Genomic DNA, 25,623 nt, shown 5'->3' on the forward strand with positions numbered 1-25,623 from the left:
GAACCATCACAGAAGCCGGCCTTGCGCCGGCTTCTGTTTTTTTCAGGCCTGCAGGAACAGCCGGTACGCGGGGTTGGCGGTTTCCTCGACGTAGGGGTAGCCCAGCGTTTCGAGGAAAGCGTCGAAGGCCGCCGACTCGCCCGTCGGCACCTGCAAGCCGACCAGGATGCGGCCGTAGTCGGCGCCCTGGTTGCGGTAGTGGAACAGGCTGATGTTCCAGTTGGGCTTCATCAGGCTGAGGAACTTGAGCAGCGCGCCCGGACGCTCGGGGAACACGAAGCGCAGCAGGCGCTCGTCGTGCGCGAGGCCGGTGCGTCCGCCGACGAGGTGGCGCAGATGCTCCTTGGCGAGCTCGTCGTGCGTGAGGTCGAGCGCGTCGAAGCCGTGCGCGTTGAAGGTCTGCGCAATGGTGGCCGACTCGCCGCGCTGCGAGGTCGTCAGGCCGACGAACACATGCGCCTTGGCGGCGTCGCTGATGCGGTAGTTGAATTCGGTCACGTTGCGCAGCGCGCCGCCAATGACGCCGGTCGCACCGCTGGTGGCAGCGGCTTCGGCATCGCGCGTGGGCATCTCGCTGACCAGTTCGCAGAAGCGGCGAAAGCTGCCGCGCTCTTCGGGAATGGTGACGGCGAACAGCGCCTCGCGTTCCTCGCCGACCTCGGCGCGCTCCGCCACGAAGCGCAGCCGGTCGAAGTTCATGTTCGCGCCGCACAGGATGGCCGCGTAGGTCTCGCCCTGGCGGCCGTGCTGCGCCACGTACTGCTTGATGGCCGCGACCGCCAGCGCGCCGGCTGGCTCGACGATGCTGCGTGTGTCCACGAACACGTCCTTGATGGCGGCGCACACGGCATCGGTGTCGACGGCGATGTAGTCGTCCACCAGCTCGCTGGCGATGCGGAAGGTTTCCTCGCCCACCAGCTTCACCGCGGTGCCGTCCGAGAACAGGCCGACGTCGTTGAGGTTCACGCGCTGGTGCGCCGCGACCGATTGCATCATCGCGTCGGAGTCGTTCATCTGCACGCCGATAACCTTGATCTCGGGACGCACGGCCTTGATGTAGTTGGCCACGCCGGAGATGAGCCCGCCGCCGCCGATCGCGACGAACACGGCATCGAGCGGGCCCTGGTGCTGGCGCAGGATTTCCATCGCGATCGTGCCCTGGCCCGCAATGACGTCGGGGTCGTCGAAGGGATGCACGAAGGTCAGGTTCTGCTGCGCCTGCAATTCGAGCGCATGCACATAAGCGTCTGAATAGCTGTCGCCGTGCAGCACGATTTCGCCGCCAAAACCGCGCACTGCATCGATCTTCAATCGCGGCGTGGTCACCGGCATCACGATGACGGCGCGCGTGCCGAGTTTGCGCGCACCCAATGCAACGCCTTGCGCGTGATTGCCGGCCGAAGCGCAAATCACACCGCACGCCAATTGCTCCGCACTGAGATGCGCCATCTTGTTATAGGCACCACGCAGCTTGAAGCTGAACACCGGTTGCTGGTCTTCGCGCTTGAGCAAAACGGTGTTGCCGAGCCTGGTGCTGAGTGCGCGCGCCTTCTCCAGCGCGGACTCGACAGCGACGTCGTACACCCGGGCGTTGAGAATTTTTCTGAGATAGTCGGCGGGCGTCAGCGCCGGAGTAACAGGTGCATTGCGCACGATTTTTTCCAAGGGAGTTTTCAGTTGCTAACCATCGATGATAAGAGGCATCGGGATTGCATGCGGGTATGACATGGACACAAATGTCATAAACCTATTTAAAAGTACCCCGGCTGCAAATGATTCGGGATTTTTGGAACGTGTCTATCCCGCAGTTCTTCACCCTGCCAATCAAATTACGATTGAGCAAAAACTGTTATCAATTTCTGTCAGTGATCTTTCCAAAGGCCTGATGCAGGCGGAGGCCGCGCGCGTTCAGAGAAAAGAAATTGGGCGGCCGACGTGGCAAGTGATGGGCAACAGACTGCGTGCGCACATCGTTCCGTTGCTCGGCGATGTGCAGGCGCAGTTGTTCGCGACGACCGATGCGCAGCGCCTCATCGATCACCTCGGCGACCAAGGATTCACCAGCACGACGATCGCGCAGTACCTGGTGCTGTTGCGCAAGGTGGTGATGCATGGCGTGCACACCGGCGTGCTGCTCGTTGCGCCGACATTTCCCAAGGTGAAGGTGCGCAGCCAACCGCGCGGCAGCTTCAGCGTGGCGGAGTACCGAACGATCATCGGAACCGCGCGCAGCTTGCGTGGGCACGCGCATCCGGTGCTCGATCGCCTGAGCGCCGGCGAGCGCTTCTGGATCGCACGGGAACTGCTCGTGATGCCCGACGAGTTGCCGTGGCTGATTCGCTGGATGGTCAACACCTTCGTGCGGCCTAGCGACATCAAGCTCATGAAGCACAAGCACATCGAGGTGGTGCGCAGCAAGCACGTCTACCTGCGCATGAACCTGCCGGAGACCAAGCGCCACAGCCAGCCCATCGTGAGCCTTCGTCCTGCCGTGCGCGTGTATGAATGTCTGCTCGACTACCGCCGCGAGCACGGGCATGGCGCGCCGGACGACTACATCTTCATGCCGCACCTGAAGAACCGAGAGCACGCACTGGCCGTGCTCAACTTCTTCTTTCATTGGGTGCTCGAGAAGACGGGGCTCGCCAAGGGACCGTTGGGCCAGGCGAGGACGCTCTATTGCCTGCGGCACACCGCGATCACGCTGCGGCTGCTGTACGGGCAGGGCATCGACATGCTGACCTTGGCGCGCAACGCACGCACGAGCGTCAACATGGTCGAACGTTTCTACGCATCGGTGTTGAGCGGAGAAATGAATGTGGGGTTGCTGCAGAGCCGGCGCGGCCGGTTGAGCTGAACGCAACGGACAAAAAGCCGCCCGGCTTGCACCGGGCGACTTGGGTCTTTGCAGATTCGAACTGGCGCGAGCCAGCATCGGGGTCAAGCGAAGATCAGAACGCGTGACGGATACCGAAGTCGTAGCCCGTCGAGGTCTTCGGAGTGAAGCCGCCGGTGATCGTGAAGGCCGGGCCGCCCACGGTCAGTGCAGCGCCATTCTTGTTGCTCACGCGAGCCACCGTGGTGTACAGGGCGGTGCGCTTCGACAGGTTGTGCACGTAGCCGAGCGCCAGCTTGTTGGCCTTCGGGTCGCGCTGGGTGGAGCCGACCGGCAGGTTGTAGTCGTACTTGACGCTCGAGAACGAAGCACGGATGAGGCCCGCGCCGACCGGCACCGTCACGCCGAGCAGGTAGCCTTTCAGATCGACATCGGGGCGGCCGCCGAGGATGGGCGTGACTTCGTAGTCGCGCGAGTTCTTGGCACGGGACAGTTCGCCGAACAGCTTTGCCGGACCGAAGTCGTAGGAAGCGCCCAGGTTGAAGGTCTTCACGGCGTCGGTGGTGCCGGGGTAGTACTGGTCGCCGACCGTGCTGTTGCCGTAGGCGAGAGCGACGTCCAGCGGGCCGTTGGCGTAGCCGAAGCGACCACCGACGTAGCGGCCTGTGCGGCTCTTGGCTGCGGAAGCCTGTTCGATGGCGCCCGTCTTCGCGTTGAGCACGAAGCCGCTTCCCGTTGCGGGGGTGAAATCGCCATTCTTGTACTTGTCGTTCTCGTGGAACGCGTACATCACCTGGCCATAGAAACCGCCCAGGTTCGGTGGCAGGAAATAGCCGATCGAATTGCTGGCGCGCACGTAGTTCTGATTGCCCGCGAAGCCGCCCGAGCTGTTGGTCGCGACGTTGAAGCCGTTGGCCGAGCTGATCAAGTTGGTGCCGACGCCGTTCGTGCCGAACGGATCGAACACGGTGTCGTTCCAGAAGGTGGGCGTGTAGTCGCGGCCGAGGCGGATTTCACCGAAACCGCCGGACAGGCTCACAGTGGAGCGGCGAGCGAAAGTCGAAATGCCGGTGGCGCCGTCGTCGTTGGTGATCGGGGCTTCGAGCCAGAAGCTCGCCGCCAGGCCGCCGCCAAGGTCTTCGGTGCCGCGGAAACCCAGGCGGCTAGAGTTGTACGCGGAGCTGGCCAGGGCCGTGCGGCTGACCTTGACGCTGCCTTGGTTCGTATAGGTAGGAACGCGGAAGTCGTTGCGCAGTACGGTGGGCTTCAGGTCTTGCGACTTGGACGAGTAGCCGCTGATCGATGCGTCGACCACACCAAACAGGGTGACGGACGACTGAGCCGAGGCAACACCGGCAACAGCCAGGGCAGCCAGAGCAGCTGCCCTTTTCGGCACGCGCACTAGAGTGGCCGAGGGCTTTTGCTCGCGTTCAGGCAAGAAAAAAGCCCCGAGCTTTGCAGCTCGGGGCTAAATCCACCAATTGGAAGGGTGGAGGAGACAACTGGGTGCGCACAACAGGGCGCGCAATGAAATAAAGTATATCGACTGTTTGTTGCGATGCAACAAGCGAGTGACGCTTTTCCCACACATAAACGGATCTCGGCGTGCATTTTTGCCCGATATCCCTCACTGGAACCCTGAAGAACCATGGAATGCACAGTAAGTTGGACCGGTGACGCCGGCACGCGATCGGCCATGGGCTTCGTTGCCGAGACCGGCAGTGGCCATGTCTTGATGATGGACGGCGCCCCCGACGCCGCGAAGCCCGAGAACGGCGGTCAGAACCTGGCGGCGCGGCCAATGGAGACGGTGCTGGCAGGCACCGGTGGCTGCACGGCGTACGACGTCGTGCTCATTTTGAAGCGCGGGCGCCATCGCGTGGAGCGCTGCAGCGTCAAGCTGACCAGCGAGCGCGCCGAGAAGGACCCCAAGGTGTTCACCAAGATCCACATGCACTTCACCGTGGCAGGCAAGGGCATTCCGGCCTCCGCCGTGGAGCGCGCGGTTGCGCTGAGCCACGAAACCTATTGCTCCGCCAGCATCATGCTGGCGAAGACGGCCGAGATCACCACCAGTTTCGAGTTGATCGAAACCTGAGGGGCCGGCCGACGCCGGCTAGATGCGGTGCGCCAGCGTTGTCATGACGCGGGATGCCACGCGCATCAGGGCCTTGGCGGGGGCGGGCAGCTCTGCCGCGCCGGCGTCCACGGCTTGCGCCGCGTGGCGGGCCTCGTCGGCTTTCATTTGTTCTACAACGGCTCTGGAAGCGGTGTCCGCGGTCGGAAGGCGGTCCAGATGGCTGTCCAAATGGGCTTCTACCTGCCGTTCTGTTTCGGCCACAAACCCCAAGCTCAATGGATCGCCCAGGCGCCCGGCAATCAGGCCGAGGCCGAAAGCACCGGCATACCAGAGCGGATTCAGCAGTGAAGGACGCGCTTCCAGGTCTTCCAGGCGCTGGCGAGTCCAGGCCAGATGGTCGGTTTCTTCATGGGAAGCTTCGATGAACTGGGCGCGCAGGGCGGGATCGCGCGCCACCGCCGCCTGCGCCGTGTAAAGCGCTTGCGCGCAGACCTCTCCAACGTGATTCACCCGCATCAGCGCGCCCGCTTCGCGGCGTTCTGCCTCCGTCATTTCGCCGGGCATCTGGCTTGGGGTGGGCATGGCCCGGGTGGCATGCGGCCGGGCGAAAAGGGTGCGCAACGCGGCGTCCGCCGCAGTCAAAACAGGGTCGAGCAGAAGCGTCATGGGTCTATTTGAACCCACGCCGGAAATGACCTGCTTGCGCTGCGTCATATTTCACATGGTGGTGCAAAGAAGGGTCTAAGTCTGTTGTTGCAGGCGTGCAACGAAACGCGCGGACCAGCCCACTTTTCGGGCGAATTGTTTTGCCCTGCCGCAGCGGCTCTGGTGCAATAGCATCAACTTCCCAAAAGGAGGTTGGCCCGGGGTCCGGTGGGAGCACTAAGTGCCAGTCACAGTGAGCCCTTCGCACCGGAGCCCTATGTTTAACCTTGGAGAAACTTGCAATGAAAAAATCTCTAGTTGCTCTGGCTGCCCTGGCTGTTGCCGGTGTTGCCTCGGCTCAGTCGTCCGTCACCCTGTTTGGTGTGGTCGACGCTTCGGTAACGGGCTACTCGAACACCGCACGTGACAACCGTGCGACCGTTTTCCCGAACCAATTCGGCATCCCCGTTTACCTGAACCAAGGTTCGGTCAAGACCAGCCGTCGTGAACTGGCTAACTCGGCTTACAACTCCAGCCGTCTGGGCTTCCGTGGTACGGAAGACCTGGGTGGCGGTCTGGCAGCCAGCTTCTGGCTCGAAGCCCCGATCTCCAACGACGACGGCAGCCAAGGTGTCGCAACCTTCGCACGTCGCTCGACCGTGAGCCTGTCGGGTGGTTTCGGTGAAATCCGCCTGGGTCGTGACTACACCCCGACGTTCTGGAACGACACCGTGTTCGATCCGTTCGGCACCAACGGCGTTGGCACCAACCTGATCTCGACGGCTAACACGCCTTTCGGCGCTTTCGGTTCGCCGGCAGCTACCGTTGGTTCGTTCGCTAACGTCGGTTCGAGCAACTACGTTCGCGCCAGCAACACCGTCGGCTACTTCCTGCCGCCGAACCTGGGCGGCTTCTACGGCCAGCTGCAGTACGGCTTCGCTGAGAAGACCAAGTACGACTCGGGCATCTTCACGCCTGACGTTGCTAACAGCCAACGCCAAGGCCGTTACGTCGGTGGCCGTTTCGGCTACGCGAACGGTCCTCTGGACGTTGCACTGGCTTACGGCAGCAGCACGGTTGGCGACAACTACTACGCTGGCACGACCACCAAGGTCAACACCCTGAACCTGGGCGCTTCGTATGACTTCGGTCCCGTGAAGCTGTTCGGTGAACTGTCGAAGGCCAAGAACAAGATCGACTACGAAGTGACGCCGTTCGCTGGTGGCCGTCCTGACATCGACCTGACCGGTTACCTGCTCGGCGCTACCGTGCCGGTCGGTGCTGGCCTGATCCGCGCTTCGTGGTCGCACGTCAAGTACGACTTCAACACGGTCAACACCAACCCGTTCGCTCTGAACACGCCGGATCCCAAGGCTAACAAGCTGGCTCTGGGCTACGTGCACAACCTGTCGAAGCGCACGGCTCTGTACGCAACGATCGCTCGCATCAGCAACAAGAACGGTGCTGCTCTGACCGTTGGCGGCCCTGGCTTCTACAACAACGCAGCTGGCGCCTTCACCCCGAAGACCTCCACCGGCTACGACTTCGGTATCCGTCACGCTTTCTAATTTGACGCTGGCGTAAGCCAGCTTCGAATTCAAAAGCTCAAGAAGCCACTCGACGAAAGTCGAGTGGCTTTTTTCGTTCTGGCGCAGGCACGCGAAGCAGTGTTGGCAAACAGCACCAAGTGCGTGCACCCCCGGGGAACCCCCGTGCGGGCACGCACCTTGCACTGCTAGCATGCCCGTTCACTTTTGTTGCTGAATGATTGCCTTTGTACTGCGCCGCCTGATCCAGGCCGTGATCGTGATGGTCGCGGTCGCGTTCATCGCCTTCCTCCTTTTCCAATACGTGGGCGACCCCGTCGTGTTCCTGCTGGGACAAGACGCCAAGCCTGACCAGATCCGCGAATTGCGCGCCTCATTGGGGCTCGACCAGCCCTTCTTCGTGCAGTTCTGGCATTTCCTGGTGAATGCCGCACAAGGAGAGTTCGGTCTCAGCCTGCGCCAGGGCGCGAAGGTGTCGCGCCTGATCGGCGAGCGCTTTCCCGCCACGCTCGAGCTCGCGCTCGTGGCCGCCGCGCTGGCGCTGTTCATCGGCATCCCGATGGGCGTGTACACGGCGCTGCGCCGCGGCACCTTCATGAGCCAGGTGTTCATGACCGTGTCGCTGCTGGGCGTGTCGCTGCCCACCTTCCTAATCGGCATCCTGCTGATCCTGGTGTTCGCGGTCACGCTGGGCTGGTTCCCGAGCTTCGGGCGCGGCGAGACGGTGAACTTCGGCTGGTGGACCAGCGGCCTGTTCCGCGTCGACGGCTGGCACCACATCGTGTTGCCCGCGGTGACGCTGGCGATCTTCCAGCTCACGCTCATCATGCGGCTGGTGCGCGCCGAGATGCTCGAGGTGCTGCGCACCGACTACATCAAGTTCGCGCGCGCGCGGGGCCTGTCGAACCGCGCCATCCATTTCGGCCACGCGCTCAAGAACACGCTGGTGCCGGTCATGACGATCACCGGCCTGCAGCTCGGCGGGTTGATTGCCTTCGCCATCATCACGGAGTCGGTGTTCCAGTGGCCGGGCATGGGGCTGCTGTTCATCCAGGCCGTGACCTTCGCCGACATCCCGGTGATGGCGGCCTACCTCTGTCTCATTGCCTTGATCTTCGTGGTGATCAACCTGGTGGTCGACCTGCTGTATTTCGTGGTCGATCCGCGGTTGCGCGTTGGCAAGGCGGGAGGGCACTGACATGACGACGGCAACCACAGCCGAGGCGCCGCGCCTGCAGGCATCGGGACGCGCGTTTGCGCATATCGCCAGCTTCTACCCCGAGATCGCGGCGTTTCGCCGCGACCTGCATGCGCACCCGGAGCTCGGCTTCGAAGAGGTCTACACCTCGGGCCGCGTGCGCGAAGCCTTGCGCGCCTGCGGCGTCGACGAGATCCACGAGGGCATCGGCAAGACCGGCGTGGTGGGCATCATCCGCGGTCGCTCGACGGCCAGCGGCCGCATGATCGGCCTGCGCGCCGACATGGACGCGCTGCCCATGCGCGAGGACAACGACTTCGGCTGGCGCTCCGCCAACGACGGCCTCATGCACGGCTGCGGCCACGACGGCCACACCACCATGCTGGTCGGCGCCGCGCGCTACCTGGCCGAGACGCGCGACTTCGACGGCACCGCCGTATTGATCTTCCAGCCCGGCGAGGAAGGCTTCGCCGGCGCGCGCGTGATGATCGAGGACGGCCTGTTCGACCGCTTTCCGGTGAACGCCGTCTACGCCATGCACAACTGGCCCGCCATGCCGGCCGGCACCGTGGGCATCAACCGCGGCGCCATGATGGCCGCGGCCGACCGCATCACCATCCACATCAAGGGCAAGGGCGGCCACGGGGCGCACGCGTACCAGACGGTCGACCCGGTCATCGTCGCCGCGCACATCATCACCGCGGCCCAGAGCATCGTCTCGCGCAACGTGCGTCCCATCGACGCGGCCGTGCTGAGCATCTGCGCGATGCAGGCCGGCGACCTGGGCGCCATGAGCGTGATTCCGGGCGAGGCCACGCTGGTGGGCACGGTGCGCACCTTCAGCGCGCGCGTGCAGGCGCAGGTCGAGCAGCGCCTGGGCGAGCTGTGCACGGCCATTGCCGCGGGCTTCGGCGCCACCGCCCGCATCGAGTACGAGCGTATCTACCCCGCCACCATCAACACCGCGCCCGAGGCCATGTTCGCGGCCGACGTGGCCGAGTCGCTGGTGGGCGCCAAGAACGTGGACCGCAACATGGAGCCCAGCATGGGCGCCGAAGACTTCTCCTTCATGCTGCAGAAAAAAGCCGGCGCCTACCTGCGCATCGGCCAGAACGTGCACAACGGCGCGTACCTGCACAACAGCCGCTACGACTTCAACGACGAGATCCTGCCGCTCGGCGCCGCGCTGCATGCCGGCCTGATCGAGCAGGGCATGCCGCTTGCCGCTACCCGCGGTGCGCAGCCAGGAAAAGCAGCCGCCACCGCGGCGACGTGATGTGTTCGATTTCAACCCGAGGAGTGTCCCCATGAGTTTCAAGAAGAGTGTGGCTGCGGCCGCCGTTTTGTGCGCCCTGGGCGCCGTCAGCATGGTCGCCGGCGCGCAGACCATCCGCGTTTCCAACCAGGGCGACGCGCTGTCGCTCGACCCGCACTCGCTCAACGAGTCGCTGCAGCTGAGCACCACCGCCAACGTGTATGAAACCCTGGTCGGGCGCAACAAGGACCTGAGCGTGGCGCCGCTGCTGGCCACCAGCTGGAAGCAGACCTCGCCCACGGTGTGGCGCTTCGAGCTGCGCAAGAACGTGCAGTTCCACGACGGCACGCCGTTCAACGCCGACGACGTCATCTTCAGCTTCGCCCGCGCCTCCGGCGACGGTTCGGACATGAAGTCGAACACCACCGACATCAAGGAAGTGCGCAAGGTCGATCCGTACACCATCGAGATCGAGACCAAGGGTCCGTTCCCGATCCTGCCCGACGTCATCACGCAGCTCATGATCATGAGCAAGAAGTGGTGCGAAGAGAACAAGGCCGTCACGCCGGTGGACCGCCGCAAGGGCATCGAGAACACCGCCTCGTTCAAGGCCAACGGCACCGGCCCGTACCGCGTGCGCGAGCGCCAGCCCAACGTGCGCACCGTGTTCACGCGCAACCCCACCTACTGGGGCAAGATCGAAGGCAACGCGCAAGAGGTCATCTTCACGCCCATCGCCAATCCCGCCACGCGCGTGGCCGCGCTCATCTCCGGCGAAGTCGACGTGATGGAGCCGGTGCCGGTGCAGGACATTGCCCGCGTCAACGCCAGCCCCACGGCCCGCGTGATCTCCGGCCCCGAGCTGCGCACCATCTTCCTGGGCATGGACCAGAAGCGCGACGAGCTGCTCTACTCCAGCGTGAAGGGCAAGAACCCGTTCAAGGACAAGCGCGTGCGCCAGGCCTTCTACCAGGCCATCGACATCGTCGGCATCCAGCGCACCGTGATGCGCGGCGCCTCGCGCCCGACCGGCCTGATGGTCGGCCCCGGCATCAACGGGTGGACCGAAGCGCAGGACAAGCGCCTGCCGCTGGACGTCGAAGGCGCCAAGAAGCTGCTGGCCGACGCCGGCTACCCCAACGGCTTCGAGGTGTCGCTGAACTGCCCGAACGACCGCTACGTGAACGACGGCCAGATCTGCCAGAGCGTGGCCTCCAACCTGGCGAAGATCGGCGTCAAGATCAACCTCGTGGCCGAGACCAAGGGCACCTACTTCCCGAAGGTGCTGCGCCGCGACACCAGCTTCTACATGCTGGGCTGGACCCCGACCACCTACGACTCGCACAACGCGCTGACCGCGCTGATGGCCTGCCCCGACGACAAGACCGGCGCCGGCCAGTTCAACCTGGGCGCGTACTGCAACCCGAAGGTCGACGAGCTGACCAAGAAGATCCAGTCCGAGACCGACAAGCCCAAGCGCGACGCGATGATCAAGGAAGCCTTCGACCTGCACACCGCCGACATCGGCCACCTGCCGCTGCACCAGCAGACGCTGGCCTGGGGCGTGAGCAAGAAGGTGTCGCTCACGCAGATGGCCGACAACTACATGCCGTTCAAGTGGATGAGCATCAAGCCGTGATCCCCAGGGCCGCTCTGTGAGCGGCCCGACCATGGGCCCGCTTCTTGCGGGCCCATTCCTTTTTGCCTCACGATGAAAAAAACACTAGCCCGCTGGCTCGACAGCGATGTCGGCTACAGCTTTCGCACCTCGCCGGTGGCGATCGTGGCAGCGCTCATTGCGCTGGTCTGCGTCATCTGCGCGTTGTTCGCCGGATGGGTCTCCCCGCACAACCCGTTCGACCTCGCGGTGCTCGAACTCGGCGACGCCCGGCTGCCGCCCGCGTGGAGCGCCGAAGGCACTTCCAAGTACCTGCTGGGCACCGACGACCAGGGCCGCGACATTCTCTCGGCCGTGATCTACGGCGCGCGCATTTCGCTCATCGTCGGCCTGGTGTCGGTGGTGCTGTCGGTGGCGGTCGGCGTGGTGCTGGGCCTGCTGGCCGGCTTCTTCGGCGGCTGGCTCGACTCCTTCCTCATGCGCGTGTGCGACGTGATGCTGTCGTTTCCGCCCATCCTGGTGGCGCTGCTCATCTCGGGCGTCGGCCGCGCGCTGTTTCCCGGCGCGAACGAGTCGCTGGCCTTCGGCGTGCTGATCATTTCCATCTCGCTCACGGGCTGGGTGCAGTACGCGCGCACGGTGCGCGGCTCCACGCTGGTGGAGCGCAACAAGGAATACGTGCAGGCCGCGCGCGTCACCGGCGTGGCGCCCATGCGCATCATGCTGCGCCACGTGCTGCCCAACGTGATGGGGCCGGTGATGGTGCTGGCCACCATCCAGGTCGCGACCGCGATCATCACCGAGGCCACGCTGTCGTTCCTTGGCGTCGGCGTGCCGCCCACCTCGCCCTCGCTGGGCACGCTCATCAGCATCGGCAACCAGTATCTGTTCTCGGGCGAATGGTGGATCACGGTGTTCCCGGGTCTGATGCTGGTGCTGATTGCGCTGAGCGTGAACCTGCTGGGCGACTGGCTGCGCGACGCGCTCAACCCGCGCCTGCGCTGAACAGAAAAGGACAACGCCACCATGACGCTGCTCCAGGTCAAAGACCTCGTCGTCGAGTTTCCGCACCGCCGCGGCACGCTGCGTGCCATCGACCGCATTTCCTTCGACATCGCGCCCGGTGAAATCCTGGGCGTGGTGGGCGAGTCGGGTGCCGGCAAGTCGCTCACGGGCGCGGCCATCATCGGGCTGCTGGAGCCGCCGGGCCGCGTGGCCGGCGGCGAGATCGTGCTGGACGGCCAGCGCATCGACAACCTCGGCTTCGACGCGATGCGGCCCATTCGCGGCCGCAAGATCGGCGCGATCTTCCAGGACCCGCTGACCTCGCTGAACCCGCTGTACACGGTCGGCCGGCAACTGGTCGAGACCATTCGCGCGCACCTGCCCGTGACCGAGTCCGAGGCCCGCAAGCGCGCCATCGGTCTGCTGCAGGACACCGGCATTCCGGCGGCCGAGCAGCGCATCGACCACTTTCCGCACCAGTTCTCCGGCGGCATGCGCCAGCGCGTGGTGATTGCGCTGGCGCTGGCGGCGGAGCCCAAGCTCATCGTGGCCGACGAGCCGACCACCGCGCTCGACGTGTCGATCCAGGCGCAGATCATCCAGCTGCTCAAGCGCATCTGCAAGGACCGCGGCGCCGCGGTGATGCTCATCACGCACGACATGGGCGTGATCGCCGAGACCTGCGACCGCGTGGCCGTGATGTACGCGGGCCGCATCGCGGAAATCGGGCCGGTGCACGAGGTGATCCACCAACCCGCGCACCCCTACACCTCGGGCCTGATGGCCTCGATTCCCGACATGACGAGCGACCGCGAGCGGCTCAACCAGATCGACGGCGCCATGCCGCGGCTCAACGCCATTCCGACCGGCTGCGCGTACAACCCGCGCTGCCCGCGCACCTTCGCGCGCTGCCTCACCGATCGGCCCGAGCTGATGCATGCCGGCGCCACGCGCGCAGCCTGCTGGCTGCACGACGGCGCCGACCCGCATGCGGGGCAGGCGCAGATAGCGGCGCAGCACCATGACGCGCTCGCGGCCGGCGAACGCGCCGCGCCCGAGGCGTCCGAACCCCTGGCGGAGGTGACGCGATGAGCGCCGTGATCGAACCCCGTGACAACGCAGGCACGGCCGCGGCCGCTTCCACCGGCGAACCGCTGGTGGTCGCGCACGACCTCGCGCGCACCTTCGACGTGTCGCCACCCTGGCTCAACCGCGTGCTCGAGCGCAAGCCGCGCGTGCTGCTGCATGCGGTGGACGGCGTGAGCTTTTCCATCGAGCGCGGCAAGACGCTGGCGCTGGTGGGCGAGTCGGGCTGCGGCAAGAGCACCGTGGCGCGCCTGCTGGTGGGCCTGTACGCGCCCACGCGCGGCGGCCTGCAGTTCGACGGGCAGGACGCGCACGCCGCCTTCAAGACGCCAGAGGGCCGCAAGCTGCGCCGGCGCATCCAGATGATCTTCCAGGACCCGTACGCGAGCCTGAACCCGCGCTGGATCGTGGAAGACATCATCGGCGAGCCGCTGCGCGAGCACGACATCCTGACCGACAAGGCCGCGCTGCGCGAGCGCGTGGGCGAGCTGCTGAAATCGGTCGGCCTGTCGCCGCTGGACATGAGCAAGTACCCGCACCAGTTCTCGGGCGGGCAGCGCCAGCGCATTTCCATTGCGCGCGCGCTGGCCACGCAGCCCGAGTTCCTGGTGTGCGACGAGCCCACCTCGGCGCTGGACGTGAGCGTGCAGGCGCAGGTGCTCAACATCATGAAGGACCTGCAGCGCGAGCAGGGCCTGACGTACCTCTTCATCTCGCACAACCTCGCGGTGGTGCGCCACGTGGCCGACCAGGTCGGCGTGATGTACCTGGGCCGGCTGGTCGAGGTGGCCGACAAGCACACGCTGTTCGCGGCGCCGCAGCACCCGTACACGCGCATGCTGCTGGACGCCATTCCGCAGATGAAGCACACCGGCCGCCAGCGCACGCCGGTGCAGGGCGAGGTGCCCAACCCGCTGAACCCGCCCACGGGGTGCGCCTTTCATCCGCGCTGCCCGCACGCCAATGCGCGCTGCTCGTCGGAGCGGCCGAAGCTGCTGAGCATCCGGGGCGTGCAGGTGGCGTGCCACGCGGCCGAAGAAGGGCGCATCTAGCGGGTGTGTTCGGGGGCGCGCCCTGCGCCTCGTCTAGCACCGACCCGTATTTCCGGGTCGGCGCCGCGTGATCGGCGGAAGGTCTATAACTCCTCGGTGCTTTCGTATAAACACACCAAGGAGAACAGCACATGTGGGCCTTGCTCTTGTTGCCCTTCATCGGGCTTCTGTGGCTGCCGTTCTACAACAGCCCCTTGCCCGAGCTGTTCGGCTTTCCCTTCTTCTACTGGTACCAGCTGCTGTGGGTGCCCATTACCGCGCTGCTGATCTGGGTCGTGTACCGCAGCGGGTATGAAGAGGGAGACGAATGATGGACGGCCACGTCAACTGGACCGCGCTCGCGGTCTTCGTCTTCTTCTTCCTGCTGGTCACCGTGATGGGCTTCTGGGCCTCGCGCTGGCAGAGCGGCGGCGCCAGCAGCAAGGGCGCGCATCTCGACGAATGGGGACTGGGCGGGCGCAACTTCGGCACCTGGATCACCTGGTTCCTGGTGGGCGGCGATTTCTACACCGCCTACACCGTGATCGCCGTGCCCGCGCTGGTGTACGCCGTGGGCGCCTACGGTTTCTTCGCGCTGCCGTACACCATCCTCGTGTACCCCATCGTCTTCGTCATCATGCCCAAGCTGTGGCACGCGGCGCACAAGGCCGGCCACGTCACGGCCGCCGACGTGGTGTACGGGCGCTACGGCTCGCGCGCGCTGGAGCTGGCCATCGCGGTGACGGGCGTGGTCGCGACCATGCCGTACATCGCGCTGCAGCTGGTGGGCATGGAGGTGGTCATCAAGGCGCTGGGGCTCACGGGCGAGCTGCCGCTGGCGGCGGCCTTCGTGATCCTGGCGCTGTACACCTACTCGGCGGGCCTGCGCGCGCCGGCGCTCATCGCCTTCGTGAAGGACCTGATGATCTACATCGTGGTGCTGGTCGCGGTGGTGCTGGTGCCCATGAAGCTGGGCGGCTACGCCAGCGTGTTCCATGCGGCCGGCGACGCCTTCGCGGCCAAGGGCGGCGCCACCGGGCTCACGCTGAAGCCCGCGCAGTACCTGCCGTACGCCAGCCTGGCGCTGGGCTCGGCGCTGGCGGCCTTCATGTACCCGCACACGCTCACCGGCATCTTCGCGGCCAGGAGCGCCAACACCATCCGCAAGAACGCCGTGTTCCTGCCGGCGTACACGGTGCTGCTGGGGCTCATCGCGCTGCTGGGCTACATGGCCTACGCGGCCAAGCTCACGGTGAAGAGCAACAACGACGTGGTGCCCGCGCTGTTCAACGCGCTGTTCCCGTCGTGGTTCGCGGGCTTCGCGTTCGCGGCCATCGCCATCGGCGCGCTGGTGCCGGCGGCGGTGATGTCGATCGGCGCGGCCAACCTGTTCACGCGCAACTTCTGGAAGGCCTACGTGAAGCCCGACGTCACACCCGCGGGCGAGGCCAAGGTCGCGAAGATCGTCTCGCTGGTGGTGAAGCTGGGGGCGCTGGTGTTCATCCTGTTCCTGCCTACGCAGTTCGCGCTGGACCTGCAGCTGCTGGGCGGCCTGTGGATATTGCAGACCTTTCCATCTGTGGTGTTCGGCCTGTTCTTCGGCTGGTTCCGCGCACCGGCCCTGCTTGCCGGCTGGGCGGTGGGGCTGGTGGGCGGCAGCTGGCTGGCGTTTTCGGACGGCATCAAGCCGGTGCACACCTTCGTCATCGGCGATGGCAGCTACACGCTGTACACCGGGCTGACCGCGCTGGTGCTCAACATCGTGGTGGCGGTGCTGGTGCAACTGGTGGTGAAGGGCGGGCCGCTGCGCGAGCCGGTGCTCGCGAGAAAGTGAACCTGCTGCCGGGCGCGCACTGAAAAAAGTGTGCGCAAAGGCACCGCCTCGCGCCGGAATCTGTTGCAGAGTGCCGCCATGCCAATGACGACGACACTCGCCACCTCCGAACTGGGCCGCCGCGGCTTCCTGATGGGCACCGCCCTGGGCGCGACCGCGGTGCTGGCCTCGCTGGCCTGCCGCGTGCAGGCCGCCGTGCCGGCCCGGCGCATGCCGGTCGTGTTCATCGGCCACGGCACGCCCATGAACGCCATTGCCGACAACGCCTTCACGCGGCGGCTGTCGGCCTGGGGCCGCGAGCTGCCGCGGCCCACCGCCATCCTCAGCGTGTCGGCGCACTGGTTGAGCCGTGGCGCCACCGGCGTGGGCGTGCAGGCCAACCCGAAGACGATCCACGACTTCGGCGGCTTTCCGCAGGCGCTGTTCGACGTCGAATACCCGGCGCCGGGCCATCCCGCGCTGGCCCGCGAAGCAGCCGGCGTGGTGAAGCAATCTGCGGTGATCGCGACCGACCAGTGGGGCCTGGACCACGGCACCTGGTCGGTGCTGAAGCACCTCTACCCCAAGGCCGACGTGCCCGTGTTCCAGCTGAGCATCGACTACGACAAGCCCGCCGCCTTCCACTACGCCGTGGGCCGCGACCTGGCCGCGTTGCGCGACAGGGGCGTGCTGGTGATGGGCAGCGGCAACGTGGTGCACAACCTGCGCGCCACCGACCGCGGCACGCCCGACGGGCCCAGCGCGAGCAGGCCCTGGGCGCAGTCCTTCGACGATGCGGTGAAGTCCGCCTTGGCGGGGCGCGACGACCGCGCGCTGGTCGACTACGAGAAGCTGGCGGGCGCGGGCACCGCGGTGGCGACGCCCGACCACTACTACCCCTTCCTCTACGCCCTTGGTGCCGCAGGAAGCGGTGAGCGCGCGAAGACGGTCTACGAGGGATTCCAGTCGGGCACGCTCAGCATGCGGTGCCTGCAGTTCGGCTGAGCGCACGGCCTTCCGTCAGGTCGGCCGAAAGGGCTGGCTACTGCTCTTCGCCCCAGGAGAAGCCGTCGCGCGCAATCATCGCGCTCGACGCGCTCGGGCCCCAGGTGCCGGCCGCATAGGGGCGCGGGCCGCCGTCGGATTCCCAGCTCTCGATCAGCGGCTCCACCCAGCGCCAGGCCTCTTCCTGCTCGTCGCTGCGCACGAACAGGTTCAGCCGTCCGTCGATCACGTCGAGCAGCAGCCGCTCGTAGGCGCCCACGCGCTCGGAGCCGAAGCGCTTGTCGAAGTCCAGGTCGAGCTGCACCGGCGCCAGCTGGGTGGCGGCGCTGTTGGCGCCGTTGTTGCGCTGGCGGTTGTCCTGCGCCTGCGCGAGCATGTGCAGCTCGAGCCCGTCCTTGGGCTGCAGGTTGATCACCAGCTTGTTCACGTTGCCGGCCGGCGCGCGGTAGATGGCGTGCGGCGTGGGGCGGAAGTTGACCTCGATGCGCGCGTCGCGCGAGCCCAGGCGCTTGCCGGTCCGAATGTAGAAGGGCACGCCGGCCCAGCGCCAGTTGGCGATTTCGGTGCGCAGCGCCACGAAGGTCTCGGTGCGGCTGTCGGGCGGCACGCCGGGTTCGTCGCGGTAGCCCTGCACCCGCTCGCCGTAGGCCGTGCCGGCCGTGTACTGGCCGCGCACCGCGTGCAGGTTCAGGCTCTCGGGCGTCCAGGGCTTCAGCGCGCGGAGCACCTTGAGCTTTTCGTCGCGAATGGCGTCCGCGTGCGCGTTGATCGGCGGCTCCATGGCCACCGCGCACAGCAGTTGCAGCGCATGGTTCTGCACCATGTCGCGCAGCGCGCCGGTCTGGTCGTAGAAGGCGCCGCGCTTTTCCACGCCCAGGTCTTCGGCGATGGTGATCTGGATGTTGGCGATGTGCTCGCGGCGCCAGATGGGTTCGAACAGCGCGTTGCCGAAGCGCATCGCGAACAGGTTCTGCACCGAGGGCTTGCCCAGGTAGTGGTCGATGCGAAAGACCTGCTTTTCCTCGAGCACCTTGCTCACCGCCGCGTTGATGGCGCGGTTGGAGGCCAGGTCGTGGCCCAGCGGCTTTTCCAGCACGATGCGCGTGCTCGGCCCGTTCAGGCCGGCCGCGGCAATCTGCTCGACCACCTGCGTGAAGAGGGCGGGCGCGGTGGCCACGTACATCACGACCGTGTCGGCGTTGCGCTGCTTGAGCAGCTCGGACAGCCGCGCGTAGTCGTCGGGCTTGGACAGGTCCATGCGCAGGTAGTGCAGCATCGACGCGAACTTCTTGAACTCTTCCGGCGAGGGGCGCTTGGAGCCCTCGACCGCGCTGAAGCGCGACTGGATGAGCTCGCGGTACTGGTCGTCGGAATGGTCGTCGCGCGCCACGCCGATGATGCGGCCATCTTGCGGAAGGCTGCCGTGCCTGAATGCCTGGAACAGCGCGGGCATCAGCTTGCGCCATGCAAGGTCGCCGGTGCCGCCGAACAGAACGAGATCGAAGCTCATGAAAAACTTTCCTTTGTCTGGATGCCCGGCAGGCCGCGGGCCGGGTGCAGTCGCGATGGTACTTGTACCGATTTTCGAAACCTGTACTAAAGCTATGCTGACCCGTGGCCGCAAGGCCTTTTTTTGTTGATGAGGCGGAGATTCCCAATGAAGAGCAAGATTTTTACCGCAGCCGCGCTGCTCGGCCTGTCGGCCATGGCCTCGGCCCAGACCGTGAATGTGATCTGTTCGGTGCAGGCCGAATGGTGCAACGTGATCTCCACCGTGTACGCGCGCACCACGGGTGTTCGCATCAACATGGCGCTCAAGGGTTCGGGCGAGGCGCTGGCCCAGCTGATCGCCGAGAAGGACAACCCCAAGACCGACGTGTGGTTCGGCGGCACCGGCGACCCGCACCTGCAGGCGGCCGAGCAGGGCCTTACGCTCGAATACAAGTCGCCCTCGCTGTCGCAGCTGCATCCGTGGGCGCAGCAGCAGGCCAGGCAGTCGGGCTACAAGACGGTGGGCATCTACTCGGGCCCGCTGGGCTTCGGCTACAACCCCGAGCTGCTCGCCAAGAAGAAGCTGCCCGTGCCCAAGACCTGGGCCGACCTGCTCAAGCCCGAGTACAAGGGCGACATCCAGGTGGCCAACCCCGCCTCCAGCGGCACGGCCTACACCATGATCGCCACGCTGGTGCAGATGATGGGCGAGGACAAGGCCTTCGACTACCTGAAGGCGCTGCACAGGAACGTGGGCCAGTACACCCGCTCGGGCACCGGCCCCATCAAGGCGGTGGCGCGCGGCGAGACCGCGATTTCCATCAGCTTCGTGCATGACGGCCCGGGCGAGAAGATGCAGGGCTTTCCGGTGGAAACCATCACGCCGAGCGACGGCACCGGCGCCGAGATCGGCTCCATGAGCATCGTGAAGGGCGCGCGCAACCTCGACGCGGCCAAGAAGTTCTACGAATGGGCGCTCACGCCCGGCGCGCAGGAACTGGGCGCGGCCAACAAGCAGTTCCAGCTGCCGAGCAACGTCGCCGCCAAGCTCGACCCGCGCATTCCCGATTTCAAGAAGATCAAGTTCATCGACTACGACTACGCCAAGTACGGCGCCAGCGCCGAGCGCCGCCGCCTGATCGCGCGCTGGGAAAAAGACGTCAATTCGCTTCCCCGCTAAGTGAGCGCGCGTTCCAACGAGGGCGCGCCGGTCAACCCGGCGTCGCTGGCCGCGGCACGGCGCTCGCAGCGCTGGATCCGGGCGTGGGTACTGCTGGGTTTTGCGGCGTACCTGCTGCTGCCCTGGTATGCCATCCAGGATGCGACCTGGTACGAAGCCGTTCCCCAGGTGTTCGGCCAAGCCGAGGGCGCCAACGGCCTGATGCAGGCGGCCACGCAGGGGCGCGGCTGGCTCTTCATCGGGCTGGCGGGGCTCGCGCTGTGCGCCATCGGTGCCTGGCTGCCGGCCGGCAAGGCGCAGGGGCGCTGGCTGCTGGCCGGGGGCGCCGCGGGCGCCATCGGGCTGACCGTCGCGGGCTTCACCATCGGCGCCAAGGGCTGGAGCCTTGCCGCGCTGAACACGCAGTTCGGCGAGCTGGCCATCAACCAATTCGGCATCGGCGCGGGCGGCTTCGTGGCGCTCACGGCGCTGGTGCTGCTGGCGGCGTTCGGCTTGGCGCGGCTCGGCCTGTTCAAGGGCGACCTGTTCGTGTCCGCCGCCGTCATCGGCTGCGGGGTGCTGATGGCGCTGTTCATCGCGTACCCGGTGAGCAAGGCGCTGGCGGGTGCGTTCTTCAACGAAGACGGGCAGTGGTCCGCCAGTGCCTTCATCGCGCGCGTGTTCACCGAGCGCATCTGGGGCGTGGGCTGCCTGGCCGGCGGCGTGCGCTGCGGCGTGGCCTGGAACACGCTGGTGCTGGCGTTGCTCACGGCCGCGGGCACTACCTTTCTCGGCACGCTCATGGCGCTGATGGCCGAGCGCGGCAGCAAGCGCGGGCAGGGCGCCCTGCGCGTGCTGGCGCTGCTGCCCATCATCACGCCGCCTTTCGTGGTGGGGCTGGGGCTGATCCTGTTGTTCGGGCGTGCAGGCGTGGTCAACCAGGTGCTGGAGAGCGTGTTCGGCATCGAGCCCACGCGCTGGTTCTACGGCATGCCGGGCGTGCTGGTGGCGCAGCTGTTCGCGTTCACGCCCATCGCCTTCATGATCATGCGCGGCGTGGTGCAGGGCATTGCGCCCAGCCTGGAAGAGGCCGCGCAGATGCTGCGCGCCGACCGGCGCCGCACCTTCTTCACCGTGACATTGCCGCTGCTGAAGCCGGGGCTGGCCAATGCCTTCCTGGTGGGCTTCATCGAGAGCATTGCCGACTTCGGCAACCCGGTGGTCGTGGGCGGGCAGTTCTCGGTGCTGTCGACCGACATCTTCTTCGCCATCGTCGGCGCGCAGTACGACCAGGGCCGCGCGGCCTCGCTGGCCTGGGTGCTCACGCTGTTCGCGCTCGGCGTGTTCGCGCTGCAGCGCGGCCTGCTCGGCAAGCAGAACTACACCACCGTGAGCGGCAAGGGCGACGCCGGCATCGCCATGGCGCTGCCCGACGGCGTGCGCCGCACCATCTACTGCGTGGCGCTGCCATGGATCGCCTTCACCGCCGTGGTCTACCTGTTCGCCTTCGCGGGCGGCTTCGTGCAGACCTGGGGGCGCGACTACACCTTCACGCTGAACCACTTCAAGAGCGCCTTCGCGCTCGAGTGGGGGCAGTTCGGGCTGGTGTGGGCGGGCACGGCGTGGAACTCGCTGATCACCACGCTCAAGCTGGCGGGCATTTCGGCGCCCATCACCGCGGCGCTGGGCCTGCTCATCGCGTGGCTGCTGGCGCGCAACGAGTTCAAGGGGCAGGGCTTCTTCGAGTTCGGCGCGCTGCTGGCCTTCGCCATCCCGGGCACGGTGCTGGGCGTGAGCTACATCCTGGCGTTCAACGTGCCGCCGTTCGAGCTCACGGGCACGGGGCTGATCATCGTGCTGTGCTTCATGTTCCGCAACCTGCCGGTGGGCGTGCGGGCGGGCACGGCGGCCTTCAAGCAGCTGGACCGCTCGCTCGACGAGGCCTCGCTGATGCTGCGCGCATCGACCTCGCAGACGCTCTTCAAGGTGGTGCTGCCGCTGTTGAAGCCGGCGCTGGTGGCCGCGCTGGTCTACAGCTTCGTGCGCGCCATGACGACGGTGAGCGCGGTGATCTTCCTGGTCACGGCCGAGAACGAGCTGGCCACTACCTACATCATCGGGCGCGTGGGCAACGGCGACTACGGCATCGCGCTGGCGTACTGCACGGTGCTCATGGTGCTGATGTCGCTGGCCATCGCGCTGGTGCAGTTCGTGGTGGGCGAGCGCAAGCTGGGGCGGCGCAAGGCGGGGGCACCCGTGGTGGCCGCGCCGGTGCATTGAAACGAGAGAACAAGACATGAGCAACGGCATCGAATTCCGCAACGTCACCAAGCGCTACGGCACCGACAGGAACGCGCCCCTTGCCGTCAAGGGCATCAGCTTCGAGGTGCCCGTGGGCACGCTCACCACCATCCTCGGCCCCTCGGGCTGCGGCAAGACGACCACGCTGCGCATGATCGCGGGGCTGGAGTCGCCGACCTCGGGTTCCATCTTCATGGGCGGGCGCGACGTGACCACGCTGGGGCCGGCCGAGCGCAACGTGAGCATGATGTTCCAGAGCTACGCGCTGTTCCCGCACATGAACGTGATCGAGAACGTGGGCTACGGCCTGCGCATGAGCGGCGCGAAGAAGGAAGAGGCCACGGCGCGCGCCCGCGAGGCGCTGCGCGGCGTGGGCCTGGTCGGCTTCGACGAGCGGCTGCCCAGCGAGCTATCCGGCGGCCAGCAGCAGCGCGTGGCTCTGGCGCGCGCGCTGGTGCTGGAGCCCGCGGTGCTGCTGTTCGACGAGCCGCTGTCCAACCTCGACGCCCGGCTGCGCCGCGAGATGCGGGAAGAAATCCGCACGCTGCAGCAGCGGCTGAAGCTCACGGTGGCCTACGTGACGCACGACCAGAGCGAGGCGCTGGCCGTGAGCGACCAGATCATCGTGATGGACCACGGCGTGATCGCCCAGCGCGGCACGCCCGAGCAGCTCTACGGGCGGCCCGAGAGCGAGTTCGTCGCGGGCTTCATGGGCGAGGCGATGGTGTTCCCCGCCACGGCGCAGGCCGACGGCAGCGTGTCGCTGGGCCCGCTGCGCGTGCAGCCGCGCTACGCGGTGGCGCCCGGCAGCGTGAAGGTGGCGGTGCGCCCCGAGGCCTGGCAGATCGGCGCCATCGACGGCTTGCCGGCCACGCTGCGCAAGGCGGCGTACCTGGGCAGCTTCTACGAATACGGCTTCGACACCACCCTGGGGCCGGTCTTCGTGGTGTCCACCGACCTGTCGCGGCCACTGGCCGCCGGCACGCGGACCACGCTGTCGCTGGGAGCCCATGGCGTGAGCGTGGTGCCCGGCGCATGAAACAATGGCGCCATGAACGTGGTTTTCGATCTTGGCGCCGTGCTGTTCGCATGGGAGCCCACCCGCCTGGTACAGACGCATCTCGCGCCACACGCCCCCACTGAAGCCGCCGCGGCCGCCTTGGGACGGGCCCTGTTCCATCACGACGACTGGACCAGCTTCGATTGCGGCACCCGCACGCTGAACGACGCCATCGCCCGCATGTCGGCCCGGCTGGCCCTGCCGGCCGAGGCGCTGCATACCATGCTCGAAGGGCTGGGCGAGCGGCTGGAGCCGATCGGCGTGACGGTCGGCATGCTCGAGGAACTGATTTCGCACCGAGACGCCGGCCAGCCGCTGCGGCTGTACTACCTGTCGAACATGCCCGCGCCGTACGCCCGCGCCATCGAGCGCCGGCATGCGTTCATGCGGCGCTTCGACGGCGGCGTGTTCTCGGGGGACGTCAAGTTCCTGAAGCCCGAGCGCGAGATCTACGAGGTGCTGGCCATGCGCCACGGCCTGGACCCCGAGCAGACCGTGTTCATCGACGACTCCGCCGCCAACGTGGAAATGGCCCGTGCCTTCGGCTGGCACGCCATTCATTGCACCGCGCCGGCCACGCTGCCGTCGCAGCTGCAGCGTTACCTGCCGGTCAACACCACCTTGTCGGTGTCGAACCCCAGGCTGCGGGCGTAGTCCAGTTCGGCTTCCAGTACCGCAGCGTCCACCCGCGGCGCGCGCGACAGCACCCAGAGGTACTCGCGGTTAGGCGTGCCCACCAGCGACACCTGGTACTCGCGGTCCAGCTTCAGGATCCAGTAGTCGCCCCACACCATCGGCAGCCAGCTGAGCCACGACGGCGCAAAGCGCACCTCGAGCCGGCCGGCACCCGGCTGGCCCGCCACCGGCACCACGCGCGCGCTGCCGATGGCCTCGTCGAAATTGCCGTCGGGCCGCACGCAGCGGTTCAGCACCTGCACGGTGCCGTCGGGCTGGGGCGTGTACTCGGCGGTCACGGGGCCGCCGCAGTTCTTCTGGAAGCGGTTGGGCAGGCGCGCCTGCTCGTGCCAGATGCCCGCATAGCGCTGAAGGTCGACCGGCGCCACCACCTGCAGCGGCGCGCGCATCAGCGGTGCGCCGTCGGCCGGGCCGGCGGGCTGGGCGCGCGCGGTGCGTGCCGCGCCCAGCGCCAGCCAGGTGGCCACGCCGCCGACCACGAAGGCCGTGGCCATGACACCGATCGCCTGGCTGGTGCGGCGGTCGTCGAAGGGCGGGGGCCGGACGGCGGGCGCGGCGCGGGCGCCGATGCGGCGGGGGCGTTGGGTCATGGGGGCACTCCTGAAAGGGGATGGAAACGTTCGGCTTGCCTGCAGCCTAGCCCCGGCGCAGGCCCTTTGGCCGTCAGTCGCGGACCACAGCCCCTGTAGGGCGGAAAGGCTGGAACACACCGACAACCCCACGGGCATCAGGCTGATGGAGCAGTGCGAAAACACGTGCTACGGTGCGCATGAAAACATCGGCCGACGCGCAACTGCGTGCAGGACTTGTCACCACCCGCACAGGATAATGATTTCATGAACCAACTCGATGCCCTCCGCCAGTGGACCACCGTCGTCGCAGACACCGGTGACTTCAAGCAGCTCAGCGTTTCCAAGCCGCAGGACGCGACCACCAACCCGTCGCTGATCCTGAAGGCCGTTCAAAAGCCCGAGTACCGGCCCCTGCTCGACGACACCGTGAAGAAGCACGCGGGCAAGCCGCTGGACGAGGTCATCGACCGCCTGCTGGTCAATTTCGGCACCGAGATCCTTGAGATCATTCCGGGCCGCGTGTCCACCGAAGTCGATGCGCGCCTGTCGTTCGACACGGCCGCCACCATCGCCCGCGGCGAGCGCATCGTGGCGCTGTACAAGGCCGAAGGCATCGACACCGAGAAGCGCCTGCTCATCAAGGTCGCCTCCACCTGGGAAGGCATCGAGGCCGCGCGCGAACTGCAGAAGCGCGGCATCCACACCAACCTCACGCTGCTGTTCTCGTTCGCGCAGGCCGTGGCCTGCGGCGACGCGGGCGTGCAGCTCATCTCGCCCTTCGTGGGCCGCATCTACGACTGGTACAAGAAGTCGGCCGGCGCCAAATGGGACGAGGCCGCCAGCGCCGGCGCCAACGACCCGGGCGTGAAGTCGGTGCGCCAGATCTTCGAGTACTACAAGCAGCACGGCATCAAGACCGAGGTGATGGGCGCGAGCTTTCGCAACGTGGGCCAGATCAAGGCGCTGGCCGGCTGCGACCTGCTGACCATCAGCCCCGAGCTGCTGGCCGAGCTGGCCGCGAGCAACGAGCCGCTCGAGCACGCGCTCGACGCCAAGGCTGCCGCGAAGCAGAACGATGCGAAGAAGGTGAGCTACGACGAGGCCGGCTTCCGCTTCGCGCTCAACGAAGACGCCATGGCCACCGAGAAGCTCGCCGAGGGCATCCGCGCCTTCGCGGCCGACGCCGTGAAGCTCGAGAAGCTCATGCAGGAAAGCGGCAAGTAAC

22 protein-coding genes are annotated in these 25,623 nt (G+C 66.5%); 17 read left to right on the forward strand and 5 right to left on the reverse strand.

Going from position 1 to position 25,623, the window contains the following annotated elements; translation table 11 throughout:
* Nucleotides 1–42 precede the first annotated feature (42 nt).
* Nucleotides 43–1,677, reverse strand: a complete 1,635-nt coding sequence (ilvA, locus tag QTI51_RS00590) for a threonine ammonia-lyase, biosynthetic (protein WP_286513763.1) — start codon at nucleotides 1,675–1,677, stop codon at nucleotides 43–45.
* Nucleotides 1,678–1,726: 49 nt separating this feature from the next.
* Between ilvA and QTI51_RS00595 the strand changes: the two genes are divergently transcribed.
* On the forward strand, nucleotides 1,727–2,857 hold the full coding sequence (locus QTI51_RS00595) for a site-specific integrase (protein WP_286513441.1): 1,131 nt from the start codon (nucleotides 1,727–1,729) through the stop codon (nucleotides 2,855–2,857).
* Between the two features lie 94 nt (nucleotides 2,858–2,951).
* Here the strand turns inward: QTI51_RS00595 and QTI51_RS00600 are convergent, their stop codons facing one another.
* Nucleotides 2,952–4,232, reverse strand: coding sequence for a porin (locus QTI51_RS00600; protein WP_371085646.1), 1,281 nt, complete (start codon nucleotides 4,230–4,232; stop codon nucleotides 2,952–2,954).
* Nucleotides 4,233–4,484: 252 nt separating this feature from the next.
* On the opposite strand from QTI51_RS00600, the gene QTI51_RS00605 reads away from it, so the two are divergent.
* A complete protein-coding gene (locus QTI51_RS00605) occupies nucleotides 4,485–4,934 on the forward strand; it encodes an OsmC family protein (protein WP_093125587.1) in 450 nt (149 codons plus the stop codon).
* 18 nt (nucleotides 4,935–4,952) lie between these two features.
* Here QTI51_RS00605 and coq7 read toward each other — a convergent pair whose 3' ends face one another.
* Complete coding sequence (gene coq7 / locus QTI51_RS00610) at nucleotides 4,953–5,582, reverse strand: 2-polyprenyl-3-methyl-6-methoxy-1,4-benzoquinone monooxygenase (protein WP_286513758.1); 630 nt, start codon at nucleotides 5,580–5,582, stop codon at nucleotides 4,953–4,955.
* Nucleotides 5,583–5,863: 281 nt separating this feature from the next.
* Between coq7 and QTI51_RS00615 the strand changes: the two genes are divergently transcribed.
* The 10 genes from QTI51_RS00615 to ygiD all read left to right on the forward strand — a co-directional run bounded on the left by QTI51_RS00615 (nucleotide 5,864) and on the right by ygiD (nucleotide 17,119).
* On the forward strand, nucleotides 5,864–7,129 hold the full coding sequence (locus tag QTI51_RS00615) for a porin (protein WP_286513436.1): 1,266 nt from the start codon (nucleotides 5,864–5,866) through the stop codon (nucleotides 7,127–7,129).
* A 196-nt stretch (nucleotides 7,130–7,325) separates the two neighbouring features.
* On the forward strand, nucleotides 7,326–8,306 hold the full coding sequence (locus QTI51_RS00620; RefSeq protein WP_116912269.1) for an ABC transporter permease: 981 nt from the start codon (nucleotides 7,326–7,328) through the stop codon (nucleotides 8,304–8,306).
* Between the two features lies 1 nt (nucleotide 8,307).
* Nucleotides 8,308–9,582: a M20 aminoacylase family protein gene (locus tag QTI51_RS00625; RefSeq protein ID WP_116912268.1), complete on the forward strand. Its 1,275-nt coding sequence runs from the start codon at nucleotides 8,308–8,310 to the stop codon at nucleotides 9,580–9,582.
* Between the two features lie 31 nt (nucleotides 9,583–9,613).
* Complete coding sequence (locus QTI51_RS00630) at nucleotides 9,614–11,200, forward strand: ABC transporter substrate-binding protein (RefSeq protein ID WP_286513432.1); 1,587 nt, start codon at nucleotides 9,614–9,616, stop codon at nucleotides 11,198–11,200.
* Nucleotides 11,201–11,272: 72 nt separating this feature from the next.
* Nucleotides 11,273–12,184: an ABC transporter permease gene (locus tag QTI51_RS00635; RefSeq protein WP_116912266.1), complete on the forward strand. Its 912-nt coding sequence runs from the start codon at nucleotides 11,273–11,275 to the stop codon at nucleotides 12,182–12,184.
* 21 nt (nucleotides 12,185–12,205) lie between these two features.
* A complete protein-coding gene (locus tag QTI51_RS00640) occupies nucleotides 12,206–13,276 on the forward strand; it encodes an ABC transporter ATP-binding protein (protein WP_116912265.1) in 1,071 nt (356 codons plus the stop codon).
* A complete protein-coding gene (locus QTI51_RS00645) occupies nucleotides 13,273–14,322 on the forward strand; it encodes an ABC transporter ATP-binding protein (protein ID WP_286513426.1) in 1,050 nt (349 codons plus the stop codon). The genes QTI51_RS00640 and QTI51_RS00645 overlap by 4 nt, the downstream gene beginning before the upstream one ends.
* A 131-nt stretch (nucleotides 14,323–14,453) precedes the next feature.
* On the forward strand, nucleotides 14,454–14,633 hold the full coding sequence (locus QTI51_RS00650; RefSeq protein WP_116912264.1) for a DUF3311 domain-containing protein: 180 nt from the start codon (nucleotides 14,454–14,456) through the stop codon (nucleotides 14,631–14,633).
* The gene (mctP, locus tag QTI51_RS00655; RefSeq protein ID WP_286513422.1) at nucleotides 14,633–16,135 is read left to right on the forward strand and encodes a monocarboxylate uptake permease MctP; all 1,503 of its coding nucleotides are present in this window, start codon (nucleotides 14,633–14,635) and stop codon (nucleotides 16,133–16,135) included. Before QTI51_RS00650 ends, mctP begins: the two co-directional genes overlap by 1 nt.
* An 84-nt stretch (nucleotides 16,136–16,219) precedes the next feature.
* On the forward strand, nucleotides 16,220–17,119 hold the full coding sequence (gene ygiD / locus QTI51_RS00660) for a 4,5-DOPA-extradiol-dioxygenase (RefSeq protein WP_286513419.1): 900 nt from the start codon (nucleotides 16,220–16,222) through the stop codon (nucleotides 17,117–17,119).
* A gap of 37 nt (nucleotides 17,120–17,156) precedes the next feature.
* Here ygiD and zwf read toward each other — a convergent pair whose 3' ends face one another.
* Nucleotides 17,157–18,629 carry a glucose-6-phosphate dehydrogenase gene (gene zwf, locus QTI51_RS00665; protein ID WP_116912261.1) on the reverse strand — a complete coding sequence of 491 codons (1,473 nt, stop codon included), beginning with the start codon at nucleotides 18,627–18,629 and terminating at the stop codon, nucleotides 17,157–17,159.
* A 147-nt stretch (nucleotides 18,630–18,776) separates the two neighbouring features.
* Between zwf and QTI51_RS00670 the strand changes: the two genes are divergently transcribed.
* Genes QTI51_RS00670 through QTI51_RS00685 form a run of 4 tightly spaced genes read left to right on the forward strand, consistent with a single transcriptional unit; the run spans nucleotide 18,777 to nucleotide 23,784 of the window.
* Nucleotides 18,777–19,790, forward strand: coding sequence for an ABC transporter substrate-binding protein (locus QTI51_RS00670; protein WP_116912260.1), 1,014 nt, complete (start codon nucleotides 18,777–18,779; stop codon nucleotides 19,788–19,790).
* Complete coding sequence (locus tag QTI51_RS00675) at nucleotides 19,791–22,049, forward strand: ABC transporter permease (RefSeq protein WP_286513415.1); 2,259 nt, start codon at nucleotides 19,791–19,793, stop codon at nucleotides 22,047–22,049. It abuts the gene before it with no gap.
* A 16-nt stretch (nucleotides 22,050–22,065) separates the two neighbouring features.
* Entirely contained in the window at nucleotides 22,066–23,109 is a 1,044-nt protein-coding gene (locus tag QTI51_RS00680; protein WP_116912258.1) for an ABC transporter ATP-binding protein, read from the forward strand.
* A gap of 12 nt (nucleotides 23,110–23,121) precedes the next feature.
* Nucleotides 23,122–23,784: an HAD family hydrolase gene (locus QTI51_RS00685; RefSeq protein WP_286513412.1), complete on the forward strand. Its 663-nt coding sequence runs from the start codon at nucleotides 23,122–23,124 to the stop codon at nucleotides 23,782–23,784.
* On the opposite strand, the gene QTI51_RS00690 is transcribed toward QTI51_RS00685, so the two are convergent.
* Nucleotides 23,730–24,416, reverse strand: a complete 687-nt coding sequence (locus QTI51_RS00690) for a lipocalin family protein (protein ID WP_286513411.1) — start codon at nucleotides 24,414–24,416, stop codon at nucleotides 23,730–23,732. The two genes, QTI51_RS00685 and QTI51_RS00690, sit on opposite strands and share 55 nt — an antisense overlap.
* A gap of 246 nt (nucleotides 24,417–24,662) precedes the next feature.
* Here QTI51_RS00690 and tal point away from each other — a divergent pair, with 246 nt between their 5' ends.
* A complete protein-coding gene (gene tal, locus QTI51_RS00695; RefSeq protein ID WP_286513409.1) occupies nucleotides 24,663–25,622 on the forward strand; it encodes a transaldolase in 960 nt (319 codons plus the stop codon).
* Nucleotide 25,623 lies beyond the last annotated feature (1 nt).

This window comes from Variovorax sp. J22G73 (genome assembly GCF_030317035.1).
Lineage (GTDB): Bacteria > Pseudomonadota > Gammaproteobacteria > Burkholderiales > Burkholderiaceae_C > Variovorax.

Excerpts from the sequence above, each read along its gene's own strand:
- QTI51_RS00615 (WP_286513436.1), top strand. The coding sequence starts at position 5,864 with ATGAAAAAATCTCTAGTTGCTCTGGCTGCCCTGGCTGTTGCCGGTGTT.
- QTI51_RS00630 (WP_286513432.1), top strand. The coding sequence starts at position 9,614 with ATGAGTTTCAAGAAGAGTGTGGCTGCGGCCGCCGTTTTGTGCGCCCTG.
- tal (WP_286513409.1), top strand. The coding sequence starts at position 24,663 with ATGAACCAACTCGATGCCCTCCGCCAGTGGACCACCGTCGTCGCAGAC.
- QTI51_RS00680 (WP_116912258.1), top strand. The coding sequence starts at position 22,066 with ATGAGCAACGGCATCGAATTCCGCAACGTCACCAAGCGCTACGGCACC.
- ygiD (WP_286513419.1), top strand. The coding sequence starts at position 16,220 with ATGACGACGACACTCGCCACCTCCGAACTGGGCCGCCGCGGCTTCCTG.
- QTI51_RS00620 (WP_116912269.1), top strand. The coding sequence starts at position 7,326 with ATGATTGCCTTTGTACTGCGCCGCCTGATCCAGGCCGTGATCGTGATG.
- QTI51_RS00640 (WP_116912265.1), top strand. The coding sequence starts at position 12,206 with ATGACGCTGCTCCAGGTCAAAGACCTCGTCGTCGAGTTTCCGCACCGC.
- zwf (WP_116912261.1), bottom strand. The coding sequence starts at position 18,629 with ATGAGCTTCGATCTCGTTCTGTTCGGCGGCACCGGCGACCTTGCATGG.
- QTI51_RS00625 (WP_116912268.1), top strand. The coding sequence starts at position 8,308 with ATGACGACGGCAACCACAGCCGAGGCGCCGCGCCTGCAGGCATCGGGA.
- QTI51_RS00685 (WP_286513412.1), top strand. The coding sequence starts at position 23,122 with ATGAACGTGGTTTTCGATCTTGGCGCCGTGCTGTTCGCATGGGAGCCC.
- mctP (WP_286513422.1), top strand. The coding sequence starts at position 14,633 with ATGGACGGCCACGTCAACTGGACCGCGCTCGCGGTCTTCGTCTTCTTC.
- QTI51_RS00605 (WP_093125587.1), top strand. The coding sequence starts at position 4,485 with ATGGAATGCACAGTAAGTTGGACCGGTGACGCCGGCACGCGATCGGCC.
- QTI51_RS00595 (WP_286513441.1), top strand. The coding sequence starts at position 1,727 with ATGGACACAAATGTCATAAACCTATTTAAAAGTACCCCGGCTGCAAAT.
- QTI51_RS00645 (WP_286513426.1), top strand. The coding sequence starts at position 13,273 with ATGAGCGCCGTGATCGAACCCCGTGACAACGCAGGCACGGCCGCGGCC.
- QTI51_RS00635 (WP_116912266.1), top strand. The coding sequence starts at position 11,273 with ATGAAAAAAACACTAGCCCGCTGGCTCGACAGCGATGTCGGCTACAGC.
- QTI51_RS00650 (WP_116912264.1), top strand. The coding sequence starts at position 14,454 with ATGTGGGCCTTGCTCTTGTTGCCCTTCATCGGGCTTCTGTGGCTGCCG.
- coq7 (WP_286513758.1), bottom strand. The coding sequence starts at position 5,582 with ATGACGCTTCTGCTCGACCCTGTTTTGACTGCGGCGGACGCCGCGTTG.
- QTI51_RS00670 (WP_116912260.1), top strand. The coding sequence starts at position 18,777 with ATGAAGAGCAAGATTTTTACCGCAGCCGCGCTGCTCGGCCTGTCGGCC.
- QTI51_RS00690 (WP_286513411.1), bottom strand. The coding sequence starts at position 24,416 with ATGACCCAACGCCCCCGCCGCATCGGCGCCCGCGCCGCGCCCGCCGTC.